This is a genomic window from Pseudomonas muyukensis, assembly GCF_019139535.1.
GTDB classification, from domain to species: domain Bacteria; phylum Pseudomonadota; class Gammaproteobacteria; order Pseudomonadales; family Pseudomonadaceae; genus Aquipseudomonas; species Aquipseudomonas muyukensis.
This window is the reverse complement of the sequence record NZ_CP077073.1, coordinates 3,079,078-3,097,774: the sequence shown is the minus strand read 5'-3', so window position 1 is coordinate 3,097,774 and position 18,697 is coordinate 3,079,078. Positions and strand designations below refer to the sequence as shown.

The 18,697-nt window shown below is 67.4% G+C and carries 16 protein-coding genes; 9 read left to right on the top strand and 7 right to left on the bottom strand.

From position 1 onward, the window contains the following. Positions 1-110: 110 nt before the first annotated feature. Entirely contained in the window at positions 111-548 is a 438-nt protein-coding gene (locus tag KSS95_RS14150) for a carboxymuconolactone decarboxylase family protein (protein WP_217847702.1), read from the top strand. A gap of 12 nt (positions 549-560) precedes the next feature. Here KSS95_RS14150 and KSS95_RS14145 read toward each other — a convergent pair whose 3' ends face one another. Further along, positions 561-1,583: an AraC family transcriptional regulator gene (locus KSS95_RS14145; protein WP_217847701.1), complete on the bottom strand. Its 1,023-nt coding sequence runs from the start codon at positions 1,581-1,583 to the stop codon at positions 561-563. Positions 1,584-1,765: 182 nt separating this feature from the next. Between KSS95_RS14145 and KSS95_RS14140 the strand changes: the two genes are divergently transcribed. The 4 genes from KSS95_RS14140 (at position 1,766) to KSS95_RS14125 (ending at position 6,098) form a co-directional block, all read left to right on the top strand. Continuing rightward, positions 1,766-2,950 carry an acetyl-CoA C-acyltransferase family protein gene (locus KSS95_RS14140; RefSeq protein WP_217847700.1) on the top strand — a complete coding sequence of 395 codons (1,185 nt, stop codon included), beginning with the start codon at positions 1,766-1,768 and terminating at the stop codon, positions 2,948-2,950. Positions 2,951-2,962: 12 nt separating this feature from the next. After that, positions 2,963-3,811, top strand: a complete 849-nt coding sequence (locus KSS95_RS14135; protein WP_217847699.1) for a 3-hydroxybutyryl-CoA dehydrogenase — start codon at positions 2,963-2,965, stop codon at positions 3,809-3,811. A 12-nt stretch (positions 3,812-3,823) separates the two neighbouring features. Next, positions 3,824-4,411 (top strand): TetR/AcrR family transcriptional regulator, encoded by a 588-nt coding sequence (locus tag KSS95_RS14130; protein ID WP_217847698.1) that lies wholly within the window; start codon positions 3,824-3,826, stop codon positions 4,409-4,411. Between the two features lie 94 nt (positions 4,412-4,505). After that, on the top strand, positions 4,506-6,098 hold the full coding sequence (locus KSS95_RS14125; protein ID WP_217847697.1) for a sensor domain-containing diguanylate cyclase: 1,593 nt from the start codon (positions 4,506-4,508) through the stop codon (positions 6,096-6,098). A gap of 3 nt (positions 6,099-6,101) precedes the next feature. Here the strand turns inward: KSS95_RS14125 and KSS95_RS14120 are convergent, their stop codons facing one another. Next, positions 6,102-6,455 carry a VOC family protein gene (locus tag KSS95_RS14120; RefSeq protein ID WP_217847696.1) on the bottom strand — a complete coding sequence of 118 codons (354 nt, stop codon included), beginning with the start codon at positions 6,453-6,455 and terminating at the stop codon, positions 6,102-6,104. 134 nt (positions 6,456-6,589) lie between these two features. On the opposite strand from KSS95_RS14120, the gene KSS95_RS14115 reads away from it, so the two are divergent. From KSS95_RS14115 to KSS95_RS14105, 3 genes are all read left to right on the top strand, one after another. Further along, positions 6,590-7,366 (top strand): ParA family protein, encoded by a 777-nt coding sequence (locus tag KSS95_RS14115; RefSeq protein WP_217847695.1) that lies wholly within the window; start codon positions 6,590-6,592, stop codon positions 7,364-7,366. A 76-nt stretch (positions 7,367-7,442) separates the two neighbouring features. Beyond that, the gene (locus KSS95_RS14110; RefSeq protein ID WP_217847694.1) at positions 7,443-8,219 is read left to right on the top strand and encodes a DNA/RNA non-specific endonuclease; all 777 of its coding nucleotides are present in this window, start codon (positions 7,443-7,445) and stop codon (positions 8,217-8,219) included. A 171-nt stretch (positions 8,220-8,390) separates the two neighbouring features. Next, positions 8,391-9,731 carry an MFS transporter gene (locus KSS95_RS14105; protein WP_217847693.1) on the top strand — a complete coding sequence of 447 codons (1,341 nt, stop codon included), beginning with the start codon at positions 8,391-8,393 and terminating at the stop codon, positions 9,729-9,731. A gap of 999 nt (positions 9,732-10,730) precedes the next feature. On the opposite strand, the gene katG is transcribed toward KSS95_RS14105, so the two are convergent. Continuing rightward, positions 10,731-12,962, bottom strand: a complete 2,232-nt coding sequence (gene katG / locus KSS95_RS14100) for a catalase/peroxidase HPI (RefSeq protein ID WP_217847692.1) — start codon at positions 12,960-12,962, stop codon at positions 10,731-10,733. A gap of 352 nt (positions 12,963-13,314) precedes the next feature. On the opposite strand from katG, the gene KSS95_RS14095 reads away from it, so the two are divergent. Beyond that, a complete protein-coding gene (locus KSS95_RS14095; RefSeq protein ID WP_217847691.1) occupies positions 13,315-13,914 on the top strand; it encodes an ATPase in 600 nt (199 codons plus the stop codon). 28 nt (positions 13,915-13,942) lie between these two features. Here the strand turns inward: KSS95_RS14095 and KSS95_RS14090 are convergent, their stop codons facing one another. The 4 genes from KSS95_RS14090 to KSS95_RS14075 all read right to left on the bottom strand — a co-directional run bounded on the left by KSS95_RS14090 (position 13,943) and on the right by KSS95_RS14075 (position 18,688). Further along, positions 13,943-15,352: a DOPA decarboxylase gene (locus tag KSS95_RS14090; RefSeq protein ID WP_217847690.1), complete on the bottom strand. Its 1,410-nt coding sequence runs from the start codon at positions 15,350-15,352 to the stop codon at positions 13,943-13,945. Positions 15,353-15,431: 79 nt separating this feature from the next. Next, on the bottom strand, positions 15,432-16,376 hold the full coding sequence (locus KSS95_RS14085) for a LysR family transcriptional regulator (protein WP_217847689.1): 945 nt from the start codon (positions 16,374-16,376) through the stop codon (positions 15,432-15,434). A gap of 86 nt (positions 16,377-16,462) precedes the next feature. Beyond that, positions 16,463-17,173 (bottom strand): YebC/PmpR family DNA-binding transcriptional regulator, encoded by a 711-nt coding sequence (locus tag KSS95_RS14080; RefSeq protein ID WP_217847688.1) that lies wholly within the window; start codon positions 17,171-17,173, stop codon positions 16,463-16,465. A gap of 123 nt (positions 17,174-17,296) precedes the next feature. Then, positions 17,297-18,688, bottom strand: coding sequence for an FAD-dependent oxidoreductase (locus KSS95_RS14075; RefSeq protein ID WP_217847687.1), 1,392 nt, complete (start codon positions 18,686-18,688; stop codon positions 17,297-17,299). Positions 18,689-18,697: the final 9 nt, after the last annotated feature.

Genomic DNA, 18,697 nt, shown 5'->3' with positions numbered 1-18,697 from the left:
CACCTGAATGGCGGCATTGGCCTCCCGATAAAGCGCCGCATTGGCTATTCGGCGTCGCCCGCGCTGGCGTTAAGGTAACGCCACTTCCCCTCAACCACTGGAGCCTGGACATGCACGACCGAATCGAATGGGCCAAACACTCGCCGGAGGCCTACAAGGCCATGGTCGGCCTCGAGCAAGCACTGGTCAGCTCGGGCCTTGAGCACTCGCTGCTGGAGCTGGTGCGCCTGCGCGCCTCGCAGGTCAACGGCTGCGCCTACTGCGTGAACATGCATGCCAACGATGCGCGCAAGGCCGGCGAAACCGAGGCGCGCCTGCAGACCTTGAGCGTCTGGCGCGAAACCCGCTATTTCACCCCGCGTGAGCGGGCCGCCCTGGCCTGGGTCGAAAGCCTGACCCGCCTGCCTGAGCGCGGCGCGCCGCAGGAGGAGTACTCGGCATTGCTGGAGCACTTCGAGGCCCGTGAGATCGCCAACCTGACCCTGGCCATCGCCACCATCAATGCCTGGAACCGTTTCGGCGTGGGCTTTGCCATGGTGCCGGCCTGAATCGGCCAGCCGTCAAGGCGTCTGGCCGGTGGCTGAGACCCGTGCCCGGTAGCTGCCCGGGCTCTGCCCGGTCCATTTCTTGAATGCCCGGTGAAACGCGCTCGGCTCCTGGAAGCCGGTGTGCTCGGCGATCTCGGCAATGCTCAGGCGCCCTTCGCGCAGCAGCTCGAAGGCCATGGCCCGGCGTACCTCGTCCTTGATCTGCTGGTACGAGCGCCCTTCGCGCTCCAGTTGCCGGCGAAAGCTGCTGGCGCTGAGCCGCTGGCGCTCGGCCATGGCGTTGAGGGTCGGCCACTGCCCGTAGTGGCGGGCGCGCAGGTGCCGGTAGACCTCCGCCACCAGGCCGTTGTGGTTGCGAAAGCGGATCACCAGCCCCTGCGGCGCGCTGCGCAAGAAGCTCTTCAGCGCCGCCAGGTCCTGCACCACTGGCAGGCGCAGCCAGGCGCTGTCGAACTCCACCTCGGTACGCCCGCTGCCCAGGCGCAGGTCCGGCCCCCAGAGCAGGGCGTCGTCCTCCTGGGCCGGGCGCGCCAGCGCCAGTTCGGTGCGGTCGATGGCGATACGCCGCCCGGCCAGCCAGCACAGCAGGCCAACCACCAGCACCAGGTAGGTTTCCTCGGCATACACCCGGGTCAAGGGCTCGTCGATGCTCGAGGTCACGCTGATCACCGCCCGGGCGCCGCGCACGCTGACACTGCCACGCACATCGCGCAGGAACAGGCCGAAGCTACCCAGGCACTGGCGCAAGGCCTTGCCCAGGTCCGGCTCCTGGATCAGTCCGCGGCAAATCAGGGCGAAACTGCCCAGCGGCATACCGTGGCGATCGAGGTGGAAGAATTCATCGTGCAGTTCGTCGATCAGTGCCAGCCACAGCTGGGCGAAGGCCTTGGCCGGCACCCGCGCCTGGGGCTGGGCCAGCACCGCCGGGTCGATACCCACCGCGCGCAGGTGCGCGTCGCGCGCCGCCGGGCGTTCGCGCAGGGCATGCAGCATGGCATTGAGAAAGTACACCGCGACCGTATCGCTATCGCGCATCGCCAAGTAGCTCGCTGTCTGGACTGAGTGGCAAAAAATGCCAGGCTGGCTGAGCAGATCCGGCATAGGCCGCTGGCGGGCCATTGCCTAGACTCGACCCACCCACGGGGTTGCAAGAAGCTGGCGCGCATTGTCGCAGAGCCTCGCCCCACCTCGCCATGCCTTCGCACACGGAGCCCTTCATGAGCAGCACAGAAATCTACGTCGTCAGCGCGGTACGCTCGGCCATCGGCAGCTTCGGCGGCGCCCTCAAGGACCTGCCCCTGGCCGACCTCGCCAGCCAGGTGACCCACGCCGCCATCGCCCGCTCCGGGGTGGCCGCCGAGCAGATCGGCCATGTGGTGATGGGCAACGTGATCCCCACCGAGCCACGCGACGCCTACCTGGGCCGGGTGGCGGCGATGAACGCCGGCATCCCCAAGGAAACCCCGGCATTCAACGTCAACCGCCTGTGCGGCTCGGGCCTGCAGGCCATCGTCTCGGCGGCCCAGGGCCTGCTGCTGGGCGACAGCGACATCGCCCTGGCCGCCGGCGCCGAGTCCATGAGCCGCGGCCCCTACCTGCTGCCGCAGGCGCGCTGGGGCGCACGCATGGGCGACCTGCAAGGCATCGACTACATGGTCGGCATCCTCCACGACCCGTTCGAGCACTTCCACATGGGCATCACCGCCGAGAACGTCGCCGCGGCCCATGGCATCACCCGCCAAATGCAGGATGAAGTGGCCCTGACCAGCCAGCGCCGCGCCGCCCGCGCCATCGCCGAAGGCCGCTTCGACGGCCAGATCGTGCCGATCGAGCTGAAAACCCGCAAAGGCACCGTGCAGTTCGCCGTGGACGAGAACGTGCGCGCCGACGCCAGCGCCGAACAACTCGCCGGCATGAAGGCGGTGTTCAAGAAGGACGGCACCGTCACCGCCGGCAACGCCAGCAGCATCAACGACGGCGCCGCCGGCCTGGTCCTGGCCACGGGCGACGCGGTACGCCGCCTGGGCCTCAAGCCGCTGGCGCGCCTGGTGGCCTACGCCCATGCCGGCGTCGAACCGGCGCTGATGGGCCTGGGGCCGATTCCGGCGACCCAGAAGGTGCTGCAAAAGGCTGGCCTGAAGGTGGCCGACCTGGACGTGATCGAGTCCAACGAGGCCTTCGCCTCCCAGGCCTGCGCCGTGGCCCGCACGCTGGGCTTCGACCCGGAAAAAGTCAACCCCAACGGCTCGGGCATCTCCCTCGGCCACCCGGTTGGCGCCACGGGCGCAATCATCGCCACCAAGGCCATTCACGAACTGCACCGCACCCAGGGCCGCTATGCCCTGGCGACCATGTGCATCGGCGGCGGCCAGGGCATCGCCATCGTCTTCGAACGCGTTTAAGGAGCCAGCAGGATGAACATCGAACAGATCGCCGTGATCGGCGCCGGCACCATGGGCAACGGTATCGCCCAGGTCTGCGCCCTGGCCGGTTACCAGGTGCTGCTGGTGGACGTGGCCGATGCAGCGCTGGAGCGTGGCCTGGCCACCCTGGCCAAGAACCTTGAGCGCCAGGTCGGCAAAGGCACCATCGCGGCCGACCAGGCCGAACAGGCCAAGGCCCGCATCCGCACCAGCACCGACTACGGGCAACTGGCCAGTGCCCAGCTGGTGATCGAGGCCGCCAGCGAGAACCTGGCCCTCAAGCAGCGCATTCTCCAGCAGGTGGCGGCCAACGTGAGCGCCGACTGCCTGATCGCCACCAACACCTCGTCGCTGTCGGTGACCCAACTGGCCGCAAGCATCGCCAACCCACAGCGTTTCATCGGCGTGCATTTTTTCAACCCGGTGCCGATGATGGCCCTGGTCGAGATCATCCGCGGCCTGCAGACCAGCGACAGCACCTATGCCCAGGCGCTGCTGGTGACCGAAAAGCTCGGCAAGACGCCGATCACCGCCGGCAACCGCCCAGGCTTCGTGGTCAACCGCATCCTGGTGCCGATGATCAACGAGGCGATCTTCGTCCGCCAGGAAGGCCTGGCCAGCGCCGAGGACATCGACACCGGCATGCGCCTGGGCTGCAACCAGCCGATCGGCCCGCTGGCCCTGGCCGACCTGGTGGGCCTGGACACCCTGCTGGCGATCATGGAGGCCTTCCACGAGGGCTTCAACGACAGCAAGTACCGCCCCGCCCCGCTGCTCAAGGAGATGGTTGCCGCCGGCTACCTCGGGCGCAAGAGCGGCCGCGGCTTCTTCAGCTACTGAGGCGCGCAGGCCATGGCCCCGGTCAACGCGGCGCTGCGCTGCGCCAATTTCGAGGAACGCCGCGACCGGGCCATGGCCCTGTTCGCCGAGAAAGGCTTCGGCCAGGTCAGCATGCGTGAGCTGGCGGCGCATGTGGGCCTGACCGCGGGCTCGCTGTATCACCACTTCCCCAGCAAGCAGGACCTGCTCTACGACCTGATCGAGGAGCTCTACGAGGAACTGCAGGCCACCCTGGAGCAGGGCCGCCGGGCCCGGGCCCAGGGCAAGCCGGTGCTGCCCTGCCTGATCGGCGCGCACTGGCAGTTGCAGGCCGAACGGCCCATGCAGTTTCGCCTGGCCGAACGCGACTTCTGCTGCCTGAGCGCCGAGCAACAGGCACGCCTGGGCGCCTTGCGCGAACGCTACGAGGCTGGCCTGCTGCGCCTGATCGCACCGCAAACGCGGCGCGCCGGTGAAACGCTGGCGGCCACCGGGCATGTGCTGGCGACCTTGCTCAACCAGCTGCCGGGCATGCTGCGCGCGCGGGCCCTGAGCGAGGCCGAGGGCTTGAGCCTGATGGAAAACCTGGTCCAAGGCGGTATCGAACGCACCTTGGGCTGAGGTGTTTTCCTGCAGAAAAAGCGCGGCACGCCCATGGTTCGCCAAGCGGTAAACGAGTAAGGTTGATCCCCTTTTACCGCCGGTGAGACCTGGATTGCCACACGCCAAGCATGGCCTGCGCCTGGACCTGCGCACGCTCATCCTCGTTCTTTGCGCGCTGACTGCCGTGGTGATGCTGCTGAGCAGCTATTTCGCCAGCTACCGGGTGCAGCGCCAGTTGCTGATCGACCATGCGCTGGAGGCCAACCGCGTGTATGCCGCCAAGCTGGCCGCCATCACCGAAACGTCCTTGAGCAATGCCTTGCAGCAACTTGCGTTCAGCGCCCTGGTGCAAGGCCGCCAACTGCACGACGACGCGGCCTTGCAGGCCGAGACCGAACGTGTGCTGCGCCAGAGCAGTGCCTTCAACTCCACCTTCATGGTCAACGCCAAAGGCACCCTGCGGGCGATTTCACCCGCGTCGTTGCGCCACCTCACCGGCACGCCCTCCACCTCCCCCGGCGCCCTGCAAGCCCTGCGCGAACGGCGCACGCTGGTGTCCACGGCCTATCTGTCGGCGGCCAACAACCTGGTGGTGGTACTGTCGCAACCGATCTACGACGCCCAAGGGCGCTACCTGGGCTATGTCGGCGGCAGCCTGTACCTGCGCGAGCGCAATATCCTCAAGGGCCTGTTGGGCGAACACTTCTACCAGGACGGCTCGTACCTCTACGTGATCGACCGCAACCACCGCCTGCTGTACCACCCCGATAGCGACCGTGTCGGCACGCTGGTGGTCGGTAACAGCCTGGTGGATGAACTGGCCACCCTGGACAGCGGCACCCGGCGCGTGGTCAACAGCCAGGGCATGGAGATGCTGGCCGGCTTCGCCAGCGTACCGAGCAGCGGCTGGAGCGTGGTGGCGCAACAGCCGCTGACCGCGACCGTCGCACCGATGCATCACCTGATTCTCAACGTGATCGGTATTTCCGCGCCGCTGGCGCTGCTCGGCTGCCTGCTGTTGTGGTGGCTGGCGCTGATCATCGTCCGCCCGCTGTGGCAGTTGGCCGCGGCCGCACGAAGCCTGGACCGCGCCGGCACCGCCGCGCGCATCCACCAGGTACGCGCCTGGTACTTCGAAGCCGCCGAGCTCAAGCGCGCCCTGTTGTTCGGCCTGAACCTGCTGCACGAGCGCATCGGCCGCCTCAACCGCGACGCCCAGACCGATCCGCTGACCGGGCTGGTCAACCGCCGCGGGCTGGCCACCACCCTGAGCCACTGGCAGGCCGAGGCGCAACCGTTCGCCGCCATCGTGCTGGACGTGGACCATTTCAAGCGGGTCAATGACACCCACGGGCACGATGTCGGCGACGCCGTGCTGCGGCGCCTGGCCGAGCTGATGCGCGGCGCCTGCCGGGAAGGCGATGTGCTGTGCCGCACCGGTGGCGAGGAGTTCCTGATGCTGTTGCCCGGCGCCAGCCTGACAGCGGCGGGCAACGTGGCTGAACGCCTGCGCCTGTCGGTGGAGCAGACGTCTATCGCACCGGTCGGGCACCTGACGGTCTCCCTGGGCGTTGCCCAGGGGCTTGGCAACAGCGGCGAGGCGCCATCGACCGTACTCAAGCGCGCGGACGACGCCCTGTACATGGCCAAGCAGAACGGTCGCAACCAAGTGTTCAGCGCGCAGGCCAATGCCCCAGGCGGGTAACGCTCAGCCCGCCGACCACACCGCCAACTCATAACCATCCGGATCGATGAAGTGGAAGCGCCGCCCACCTGGGAAGGCAAACACCGCCCGGCTGATCCGCCCTTGCGCCGCTTCCACGCGGCGCTGCGCTTCGGCCAGGTCAGCGGCGTAGAGGATCACCAACGGCCCGCCGGGGCGTACCGGTTCCCCAGTGCTGAAGCCGCCGCTCAAGCGGCCATCGCTGAACTCGGTGTAGCTGGGCCCGAAGTCGGTGAAGGTCCAGCCGAACACTTGGCCATAGAACGCCTTGCTGCGGGCGATATCGGCCACGTTGAACTCGATGTTGTCGATCTGCCGGTCGCTGCCGCGCATACCCATGGTTGCCTCCTGGCACTGATGTGAAAAACCATCGTAAGACTTGGGGGCAATGTAACAAGCCCTGTCTTAAAACTGTCACGTTACGGTCATAGGATTGACCTCGCTCTGACATTTTCCATTCAAGGATGACTGCCATGCGTCGTGTCGTGTTCAACCAGAAAGGCGGGGTCGGCAAGTCCAGCATCGCCTGCAACCTGGCCGCAGCCAGTGCCGCGCAAGGCTACCGAACCCTGCTGGTAGACCTCGACCCGCAAGCCAACGCCACCTATTACCTCACCGGCCTCAGTGCCGACGCGATTCCGGCCGGCATCACCGACTTCTTCCGCCAGACCCTGGCACCCAACCCGGCCAGCGGCAAGCAGCACCGGGTGGCCATTACCGAAACCCGCTACGCCAACCTGCACCTGGTCACCGCCAGCCCCGACCTGGCCGACCTGCAAGGCAAGCTGCAAAGCAAGTTCAAGATCAACAAGCTGCGCAAGTTGCTGGTGGCGCTGTCGGGCGACTATGAACGCATCTACATCGACACCCCGCCTGCGCTCAATTTCTATACCTTCAGCGCCCTGATCGCGGCCGAGCGGTTGCTGATCCCCTACGATTGCGACAGCTTCTCGCGCCAGGCCCTGCACAAGGTGATGAGCGAGGTCGAGGCACTGCGCCAGGCGCACAATGCCGGGCTGGCGGTCGAGGGCGTGGTGGTCAACCAGTTCGCCGGGCGCACGGCGTTGCACCAGACCCTGGTCGAACAATTGCGCGGCGAAGGCCTGCCGGTACTGCCGGTGTACCTGAGCAGCTCGATCAAGATGCGCGAGTCCCATGAGGCGGCAGTGCCCCTGGTGCACCTGGCACCCCGGCATCGCCTGGCACGGGAGTTCGTCGAGTTGCTGGATGTGCTTGAACGGGCGGCCTAGGCCTGGTCGCGCCCCAGGCTACAGATTGCCCCTGCCATGCTGTAGGATTCGGCGCTTTTCTCATGGATGACGCTGCATGCGTTTGCTGTTCCTGCTGTTCCTGCTCACCCTCACGTCCTGCGCCCCGCGCCTGCCATCGCCACCAGCGCCAACACCCGCCTTCACACCGCTCACCCTGCTCGACCAGGGTCGCTTCCAGCTCTGGTACGACTGCCAGCGCGGCGAGCCGCACCGCTTCGCCTTTACCCTGGGCCGGGACGAAGGCCATCTGCCACGCATCGACAACTTCCGCGTCGACCGCAGCCTGCCCGCCGGCTGCAAGGGCCAACACTCGGCCAAGGCCTATTCGTCGCCCAAGGGTTATCACCGTGGTCACCTGGCGGCGAACAACCATTTCGACGACGATCGCGCGGCGATGGACGCCTCCAACCTGATGAGCAACATCGTCCCGCAGTTGGCCGCGCACAACAGCCGCACCTGGTACCAGACCGAGCTGCTGACCGAGTGCTACCGCGACCGGCACCCGGTGACGGTGATCGGCGGCGTGGTGTTCGGGCACTCGGGCCGGGCGCTGGATAACGATCACTTCGTCGCATCCCACGGCATCGCGACCCCGGAGGCGTTCTGGAAAGTGCTGCTGAGCGAGGATGATCAGGGCCAGCCCCAGGTCATCGGCTGGTGGATTCCCCATGAGGCCGGGCTGGGGACCGACCTGGACCCGTACCTGCGCAGCGTGCATGAGATAGAGGCACTGCTTGGGGCGGGCGAGGCGCCGATCGATGTGCCCGACCAGGTCAAGGACTTGCGGCCGGTGCATACCTGGCCGGTAACGGCGGGGTGTGATCGGGAGTGATGCATGGGCATGAGCTTGTGCCCTGCCCCTGCAGGCCCTAACAGACATCCCGGTGTCGCCCTCGACACAACGCCCTCTGCCGCTGGCCTGTCTACTGCCCTGACAACAACGACGGCGCGCCTTGAGCGCGGCGCATTCGCCCAGGCTGCCAGACCACCGGAGAGCACGTCCATGTCCATCCCCCATGAGGTTCCGCCCGCCACCCTGCGTCGGGTGATCGCCGCCTCGGCCATCGGCAACTTCGTCGAATGGTTCGACTTCGCCGTCTACGGTTTCCTCGCCACGCTGATCGCCAGCCAGTTCTTCACCGGTGAAAGCGCCAGCGTCGCCCTGCTCAAGACCTTCGCCGTGTTCGCCGTGGCCTTCGCCCTGCGCCCCTTGGGCGGCATCGTGTTCGGCGCCCTGGGCGACCGCCTTGGGCGCAAGCGTATCCTGTCGTTGACCATCCTGCTGATGGCCGGCTCCACCACCTTGATCGGCCTGCTGCCCACCTACGCCAGCATCGGTGTGCTGGCACCGCTGCTACTGACCCTGGCGCGCTGCCTGCAAGGGTTTTCCGCCGGCGGCGAATACGCCGGGGCCTGCGCCTACCTGATGGAACATGCGCCGCAACAGCGGCGCGCGTTCTATGGCAGCTTCGTGCCGGTCTCGACCTTCAGCGCCTTTGCTTGCGCGGCAGTGATCGCCTACGCCCTGGAGGCCAGCCTGACGCCCGAGGCGATGAACGCCTGGGGCTGGCGCATCCCGTTCCTGATCGCCGCACCCCTGGGCCTGGTCGGTTTGTACCTGCGCTGGCGCATGGAGGAAACCCCGGCGTTCCGCCAGGCCATGGCCGAAGGCAAGCGCCATGCGCACTCGCCGCTGGGCGACACCCTGCGCCACCACGGCCGCACGATCCGCAACCTGGGCGCGTTCATCTCGCTGACGGCGCTGTCGTTCTACATGTTCACCACCTACTTCGCCACCTACCTGCAAACCGTCGGCCAGCTCAGCCGGGCCCAGGCGCTGCTGGTGTCCACCGTGGCGCTGCTGTTCGCCGCTGCTGGCTGCCCGCTGGCCGGAGCGTTCTGCGACCGGATCGGGCGCCGTCGGACCATTGGCTTGACTTGCCTATGGGTGATGCTCGCGGTGTTGCCTGCCTACTGGCTGGCCAGTTCCGGCTCGCTGGCCGGGGCCTTGCTGGGGGTGATCCTGCTGGCCGTTGGCGCGCTGATGAGCGGCGTGGTCACGGCGGCGCTGCTGTCGGAGTGCTTCCCGACCCGCAGCCGTTATACCGCCTCGGCGATCACCTACAACCTGGCCTACACCCTGTTCGGCGGCACCGCACCGTTGCTGGCGACCTGGTTGATCGAGCAGAGCGGCAGCCGCCTGGCGCCGGCGTTCTACCTGGTGGCGATCGCCTTGCTGGCATTGCTAGGTGGGTTGGCATTGCCGGAGACATCGCGGATATCGCTGCATGACGAGCCCGGCGCTACAGCGCAAGACGAGATCACCAGCGAAGCGATTCGCTGAGCGCCTTGCTGGCCAAGCGACGCGGTGGATGGCACCGGCTGCGCCGGTGTTCGCCGGCAAGGCCGGCTCCTACGCCGATTACGGCCTGCAACACCCGTAGCAGCCAGCGTTGCTGGCGAACCAGGCGCCGCGGTGGATGGCACCGGCTACGCCGGTGTTCGCCGGCAAGCCGGCTCCTACGCCGATTAAGGCCTGCAACACCCGTAGGAGCCAGCCTTGCTGGCGAACCAGGCGCCGCGGTGGATGGCACCGGCTGCGCCGGTGTTCGCCGGCAAGGCTCCTACGCCGATTACGGCCTGCAATGCCCGTAGCAGCCAGCGTTGCTGGCGAACCAGGCGACGCGATGGATGGCACCGGCTACGCCGGTGTTCGCCGGCAAGGCCGGCTCCTACGCCGATTACGGCCTGCAACAGCCGTAGGCGCCAGCTTGCTGGCGAACCAGGCGCCGCGGTGGATGGCACCGGCTGCGCCGGTGTTCGCCGGCAAGGCCGGCTCCTACGCCGATTACGGCCTGCAACAGCCGTAGGCGCCAGCCTTGCTGGCGAACCAGGCGACGCGATGGATGGCACCGGCTACGCCGGTGTTCGCCGGCAAGCCGGCTCCTACGTCGATTACGGCCTGCAACACCTGTAGGAGCCAGCTTGCTGGCGAACCAGGCGCCGCGGTGGATGGCACCGGCTGTGCCGGTGTTCGCCGGCAAGCCGGCTCCTACGCCGATTAAGGCCTGCAACACCCGTAGGCGCCAGCCTTGCTGGCGAACCAGGCGCCGCGGTGGATGGCACCGGCTGCGCCGGTGTTCGCCGGCAAGGCCGGCTCCTACGCCGATTACGGCCTGCAACACCCGTAGCAGCCAGCTTGCTGGCGAACCAGGCGACGCGATGGATGGCACCGGCCATGCCGGTGTTCGCCGGCAAGCCGGCTCCTACGCCGATTACGGCCTGCAACACCCGTAGGCGCCAGCCTTGCTGGCGAAGCAGCCGACGCGGTACATGGCACCGGCTACAGATCGAACCTATCCAGCTCCATGACTTTCACCCAGGCGGCGACAAAGTCCTTGGCGAATTTCTGCCCGCCGTCACTGCTGCCGTAGACCTCGCTGATGGCCCGCAACTGGGCGTGGGAGCCGAACACCAGATCGACCCGGCTGGCGGTCCACTTCACCTGCCCGGTCTTGCGCTCGCGGCCCTCGAAGGTTTCGTTGTCCGCCGAGGTCGGCCGCCACTCCACGCCCATGTCCAGCAGGTTGCGGAAGAAGTCGTTGCTGAGCACCCCGACCTTGTCGGTGAACACGCCCTCCTTGCTGGCGCCATGGTTGGCGCCCAGCACCCGCAGACCACCGATCAGCACGGTCAGCTCAGGCGCGGTCAGGGTCAACAACTGGGCCTTGTCCAGCAGCAGTTTCTCGGCCTTGACGCTGTAGCGCGCCTTGCTGAAGTTGCGGAAACCGTCAGCCAGGGGTTCGAGCACAGCGAACGACTCGACGTCGGTCTGCTCCTGCGAAGCATCCACCCGCCCCGGACGGAACGGCACGTCAAGGTTGTGCCCGGCGTCCCTGGCGGCTTTTTCCACCGCCGCACTACCGGCCAGGACGATCAGGTCGGCCAGCGATATCTTGTTGCCAGCCTCGGCGCGGATTTTTTCCAACGCCGTGAGCACCTTGTCCACGCCCTGGTTCGCGGCCCAGCCCTTTTGCGGCGCCAGGCGCAGGCGCGCGCCATTGGCCCCGCCGCGCTTGTCGGAACCGCGGAAGGTCGAGGCCGAGGCCCAGGCGGTGGACACCAGTTCCGCCACGCTCAGCCCCGCGGCCAGCACCTTGGCCTTCAACGCAGCGATGTCGGCCTCGCTGGGCTGCGGGCCGGCCTTGGGCAGCGGGTCTTGCCAGAGCAGTTCCTCGTTGGGCAGTTCCGGGCCGAGGTAGCGCGCCAGCGGGCCCATGTCGCGGTGGATCAGCTTGTACCAGGCGCGGGCGAAAGCGTCGGCCAGTTGCTCGGGGTTGTCCTTGAAGCGGCGGGCGATGGGTTCGTAGATCGGGTCGAAGCGCAGCGCCAGGTCGGAGGTGAGCATGGCCGGGGCATGGCGCTTGCCGGCATCGAAGGCGTCGGGGATCTGCCCAGCCCCGGCCCCCGCCTTGGGCCGCCACTGATGGGCGCCGGCCGGGCTCTTGGTCAGCTCCCAATCGAAATTGAACAGGTTCTGCAGGTATTCATTGCTCCAGCGCGTCGGCGTGGAAGTCCAGATCACTTCCAGGCCGCTGGTGATGGCATCGGCGCCCACGCCGCTACGCAATGCGTTTTTCCAGCCCAGGCCCTGCTGCTCCAGGCCCGCGGCCTCCGGTTCGGCACCGACGTTGTCGGCAGGGCCTGCGCCGTGGGTCTTGCCGAAAGCGTGACCACCGGCGATCAGCGCCACGGTTTCCTCGTCGTTCATGGCCATGCGGCCGAAGGTGTCACGGATGTCCTTGGCTGAAGCGACCGGGTCTGGGGTGCCGTCCGGGCCTTCCGGATTCACGTAGATCAGGCCCATTTGCACCGCCGCCAGCGGATTCTCGAGGTTGCGCTCGCCGGCCAGGTCGCGGCTCTGCTCCTCGGGGCGCTTGGCAGGCTCGGCCACCAGGTCGCCCTGGCCGGCAGCCTCGGCCTTGCCATAGCGGGTGTCACCGCCCAGCCAGACCTTCTCCGAGCCCCAGTACACATCCTCATCCGGCTCCCACACGTCGGCACGCCCGCCGGAATAGCCGAACGTCTTGAAGCCCATGGACTCCAGGGCGACGTTGCCGGTGAGCACGATCAGGTCGGCCCAGGAGATCTTGTTGCCGTACTTCTGCTTGATCGGCCACAGCAGGCGCCGGGCCTTGTCCAGGCTGACGTTGTCGGGCCAGCTGTTGAGCGGGGCGAAGCGCTGCTGACCGGAGCCTGCGCCGCCGCGCCCATCGCCGATACGGTAGGTGCCGGCGCTGTGCCAGGCCATGCGGATGAACAACGGGCCGTAGTGGCCGAAGTCGGCGGGCCACCAGTCCTGGGAGTCGGTCATCAAGGCGTTCAGGTCTCGTTTCAGGGCCTGGAAGTCGAGGCTCTTGAACGCCTTGGCGTAGTCGAAGCCCGGGTCCATGGGGTCGGACCTGGACGAATGCTGGTGGAGGATCTTCAGGTTGAGCTGGTCAGGCCACCAGTCACGGTTGCTGGTGCCGCCACCGGCGGTTTGATGGAACGGGCATTTCGATTCGTTGGCCATCTGCGTCTACCTTTGGGTCGGGTCTGTCCAGATTTCCGGGCGTTATTGTCGTTGCGCTGCCAGGTCTTGGAGCGGCCACGGCCAAGGCGTGAACCTGCTCCTCATCAGGGTTGGCCGGCGGCGCCAGGCGCTTGAGCGCAGCGGCGTTTCGCGGGACCAGCACAAAGACTAGCCGAGCCTGCCCAGAGGTCTAATAGACGCGCTGTTGCAAGGCGATAGCCCGGCTCTTTCAGGCAGGCGGCAAACAGGCAATCATCAACCGGGTCGATAGCCATCATGCTTGCCTTCGAGTTCCGCTGCCGCTTGGCTACGCGCACCATGGCGGCATTGGATTTTCGACGAGGCACTCCCCATGAAAACCGGCATGATCGCCGCCCTGCTGGCCCTGCTCGCCGCCTTGAGTGGTTGCGCCGTGCCGGCCAGCCAGCAGGCTGCCCAACCATACGGGCACTTCTATTCGGCCACCGAGCTGTCCAGCGTCGCCTTGAACCACGGCCAGCATGTGGCGGTGCTGCTGGGGCGCAATGCCGCCGCGACCCTGGACTACCTGCAACGGCACCGCGACCAGGCCCGAGCAGGCTCTGCCACGGCTACGCCGGTGGCGACCCTGGGCCACAACCAGGCCTATGCCTGGTTGGCACAGTCGCTGGCGCAGCAGTTTGCCGAGGTGACCTTCTATGACGACCTCGACACCCTGCTGGCGGACCACCCCGACGTGATCGTGCTGCTCGACAGCCACAGCCGGCTAGCCAGCGCAGGCATCGAGGCCAGCGTGGTAGCGCGCTTCTTCGATGATCAGCTGACCTATATCGGCCGTGCCGAAGGGCTGGCGGTCAAGCAGGCGAGCGCTCAGGCGCTGGCCGGCCAGCTGGCTGAAGAGCAGGCCGTGCAGGCCGATGCCTTGAGGCAGTTCGACGCGTCGCTGCAGCTGTTGCTGCATAACGCCGCCTGACGACGCACCATGGCTGGCGAACAGCCGCTCAGGCCACCACAGCTTGCAGGCGCTGCCACAACCGTTGCACATGCTCGCGCTCGGTCGGCAGCGCCCCGACCGACACCCGCACCATCCAGGCGCCGTTCAAGGTCGCCGGGGTGACATAGGCCTCGCCCGAGGCGTTCAAGCGTTCGGCCCAGGCGCGGGTATGGCTATCCAACGCCTCACCGTCGACACCGGCTGGGCGATGGCGAATGCACAGGGTCTGCAGTTGCACCGGCGCCAGCAGCTCCCAATCGCCACTCGCCGCGACCTGCTCGGCCAGCCAGCGAGCATTGTCCAGGTCGCGACGCAGACGCTGCTGCAAGGCCTCGACGCCCTCGCTGCGCAGCATGAACCACAGTTTCAACGCCCGGAACCGACGCCCCAGCGGGATCCCCCAGTCACGCAGGTTCTTCACCTCGCCATCGACCGCCGATTGCAGGTAGCTGGGGTTGGTGCTCATCACCCGGATCAGGTGCTGTGGATCGCGCACGTAGTAGATCGAGCAGTCGAACGCCACGCCCAGCCATTTGTGGGCATTGACCACCACCGAGTCGGCCAGCTCGATGCCGTCCCACATCCAGCGGCATTCCGGGAGGATCATCGCGGAACCGGCCATGGCCGAATCCACATGCAGCCACAGCTGGTTGGCCTGGGCGATTTCACCGATCGCGCGCAGCGGGTCCAATGCCGTGGTGGTGGTGGTCCCGGTGGTGGCGACCACCGCGCAGGGCTGGTTGCCGGCGACCAGGTCCTGGGCGATGGCCGCCGCCAATGCCTCGGGACGCATGGCAAACTGCTCATCGGTGGCGATCAGGCGGATGTTGTCACGGCCAAAGCCCGCCAGCAGCGCCGCCTTGTCCACCGAGCTGTGAGCGTGGGCGCTGACGTAGACCACCAACGGCTTGCCCTGGCCCTGCAGGCCGCCACGCACCTGGGCATGGTCGGTGGCGCGCTCGCGGGCGCAGATCAGCGCCACCAGGGTGCTGGTCGAGGCGGTGTCCTGGATCACCCCGCTCCACTGGTCACTGAGCCCCAGCAACTGGCGCAGCCAATCGAGGGTGGTCTCCTCCAGCTCGCTCAGGGCCGGGCTGGACTGCCAGGACAGGCCGAGCACGCCCAGGCCGGTGCTGAGGAAGTCGCCCAGCACCGAGGACAGGGTGCCGTTGGAGGGGAAGTAGCCGTAGAAATCCGGGTGCTGCCAGTGCGACAGGCCGGGCATCACCAGCTTGTCGACGTCGGCGAGGATGGCCTCGAACGCTTCACCCTGCTGTGGCGCGCCTGGCGGCAAGGCGGCCTTGAGGTAGCCGGGCTGGACCTGGGCCATGACCGGGCGCTCGCCGACGGTCTGGCGGTAGTCGGCGATCAGGTCGATCAGTTGGTGGCCGTACTGGCGGAATTGTTCGGGGGTCATATGCGCTCCTGGGCGGTGTCCGGTGCCCGCAGTCTAGGTGCCAGCCGGCTGGCGAATAACCCCGCTTCGCGCATAGCTGCTATGGCAAAGGCGCATGCCCGCCCTGCACGCCGAACTGCGACTGGCGCCACACCTCGAATACCCGGTTGCGCAACCAGCGGTGCTCGGCCGACGCTTGCAGACGCTGGTGCCAGACCACCCAGTAGCGCTGGGTATGGCCGACGAAACCCAGTGGCCGCCAGGCCAGGCCGTGCAGGCGTGCCAACTGCACGGCGATGTGCTCGGGCACCGTGGCCAGTCCCTGGCCGTTGCCAATCACCTGCACCATGGCGCTGAAGAACGGCACCTGCAGGCTGATGCGCCGCTGCAGCCCCTGGGCACGCAGGTGGCGATCGATGAAGCTGTCCTTGTCGCCGCCCCCGGATACCCGCACATGCTTGAAGGCCAGGTAGTCGTCCTGGCTCAGCGCGGCGCGCGCGCTCAACGGATGGTCATGGCGCATCAGGCACACCGCCCGGTCCTCGCCCAGCAGCCGGCCATGCAGGTTGGGCGGCGACTCGTCGAACAGCGTGGTGGCCAGGTCGATCTCGCCGCTGGCAAGCAAGGCGTACTCCCCGGCCTGCCAGGTGCGGTACTCCAGCGATACCCCCGGCGCCTCCTGTTCCAAGGCTTTCACCAGCTGCGGCAGCATGTGTTCGGCCACATAGTCCGAGGCCGCCAGGCAGAAGCGGCGCTCGCAGCGCGCCGGGTCGAACGCCGCGGGCTGGCGCAGGGCGTTGAGCTCCTCCAGCACTTGGCGCAACGGCTCGACCAGCGCCTCGGCATGTTCGCTGAGCACATAGCCACGGCCCTGGCGGACCAGCAACGGATCGGCGAAGGCTTCGCGCAGGCTGGCCAGCTGACGGCTCAGGGCCGACTGGCTGCAACCCAGGCGCTCGGCAGCGTGGCTGAGGTTCTTCAGTTGCAGCAGGCAGTCGAGGGTGCGCAGGTGGGCGAGGCTGAGGGAGGCGAAGGTCGGGTGCATGGCCTAGGTCCGCAAATGATCGCGGGGCAAGCCCGCTCCCACAGACGCACTGGGAGCGGGCTTGCCCCGCGAGGATGACGCGCGAATCAGTCGCTCAGGCCGACATAGACGTTCTGCACGTCATCGTTGTCGTCGATCGCCTCGAGGAAGGCCTCGACCTCGGCCAGGGCTTCGGCGCTCAGGCTGGCAGCGCTCACCGGGTTCTTCGGGGTGTAGCCGATCTTCGCCGAGGTGACGGTGAAGCCATGCTCGGGCAGGGCCTTTTGCACCGCGTCCAGGTCGGTGGTGTCGGTGATGAACAGGGTCGAGCCCTCTTCCTCGCCGTCCTCGAAGTCCTGGGCACCGGCTTCGATGGCCGCCATTTCCGCGTCGGCGTCGCCTTCCGGGGTAGCCTCGATCAGGCCGACATGGTTGAAGTCCCAGGCCACCGAACCGCTGGCACCCAGCTGGCCCTTGCGGAACAGCACGCGGATCTGGGCCACGGTACGGTTGACGTTGTCGGTCAGGCACTCGACGATCAGCGGCACCTGGTGCGGGGCGAAACCTTCGTAGCTGACCGCATGGTATTGCACGGCCTCGCCATCCAGGCCGGCGCCTTTCTTGATGGCGCGTTCCAGGGTCTCACGGGTCATCGAGGCTTTCTTGGCCTGGACGATGGCCAGGCGCAAGCGCGGGTTCATGTCTGGATCGGCGCCAGACTTGGCGGCGATCTGGATCTCCTTGGCCAGCTTGCCCATGATCTTGCCTTTGGCGTTGGCCGCCGTTTCTCTATGCTTGGCTTTCCACTGTGCGCCCATATCGACTCTCTTTGTTTCAGCGGCCGGTTCAGGAAGCGACCGGCCAAAAAGTGGGGAGAGTTTATACGCCCTGCGCACCGGGTTCGACAAGAAATCGCACAACCCGCGCCCACCAGGGGTGGCTCAGCCCTTGTCCGCCTTCCCCGCCGCCGCAGCGAACTTCGCCAGGCGCACGTCCAGCCGGCGCGGCGGCACGCCACGGTCCTCGGCGCGCTCCTTGCGGCGAATGGCATTGCGCACCAGCAACGACCCCAGGTAGCGGATCGGCTCCGGCGGGAACTGCCCTAACGGTCCGTTGACCAGCGGCGAGCGGGTCCAGGGGTTGTCCAGCCCCAGCGCCAGCGACGCGAGGATCTGCCCGCCCATGTGGCACGGCCCTACCCCGCTGCCCGAATAGCCAAAACCATAAAACACGTTGCCCTGGCCATCGAGCCGGCCAAAGAACGGCAAGCCGGTCACCGAGCGGTCCGACGGCCCGTTCCAGCTCGCCGCCAGCGGCACCTCGGCCAGGGCGGGGAAGAACTCGGCCAGGCTTTCACGCAGCAGCGGCTGGTAGGGCGATGGCTGGTCGAACACCGGCAGCATGCGCCCACCGTAGGCGAAGGTGTTGCCGCCCTTGCCGAGCATCAGCCGGCCATCGGAGGTGTTGTGGTAGTAGTGCACGAAAATCCGCGAGTCGAGCACGCTGACGCCGCTGTCCAGGCCAATCCGGCGCAGCAGCTCGGGGCACGGTTCGGTGATCACCATGTCGCTGGAGACGATCGCCACGCTGCGCTCGAATTGCGGGAACGCCCGGGCCATCCAGGCGTTGAGGCCGAGCACCACGCGGTCGGCGCGAACGCTGCCGGCGCGGGTGCGCACCCGCACCGGCGCACCATGCTCCAGGCCGGTCATCGCGGTGCCCTCGTGGATGCGCACGCCGCGCTGCAAGGCCACCCGCCGCAGCCCACGTACCAGCCGCCCGGGCTGCAGCGTCGCCGCGGCCGGCGAATACCAGCCCTCGCGATGCCGTTCGGAGCCGGCCAGGCGCTGCACCTGCTCCAGCGCCAGGCGCTGGAACGAGTTGATGCCCTGTTGCTCCAGCGCGGCGATCACCGCGTCGGTGCCACCGAGCTGGGCCTGGTTGGTGGCGGTGTAGAGGGTGCCGTCCATGCGGTAGTCGCAGCCGATGCCGTGGGCCGCGCAGAACTCGCCGATCGCAGCGATGCTGCGCTCGGACTCGCGCACCAGGCGCACCGCCTCGGCCACCCCGAACAGCCGCTCGAGGGTAAAATACTTGGCCGACCAGGACAGCGCGCAGCCACCATTGCGCCCGCTGGCCCCGGCTCCGCAGATGTCCGCCTCGAGCAGCAGCACCTCCAGCTGCGGCGCCTGTTCCTTGATCATCAGCGCGGTCCACAGGCCGGTGTAGCCACCGCCGACGATGCACACATCGCAGCGCACCTCACCGACAAGCGGCGGGCATGGCGCCTGGTCTTCCTGGTCCAGGGCCTGTTGCAGCCAGAAGGGTCTCATCTACTCACT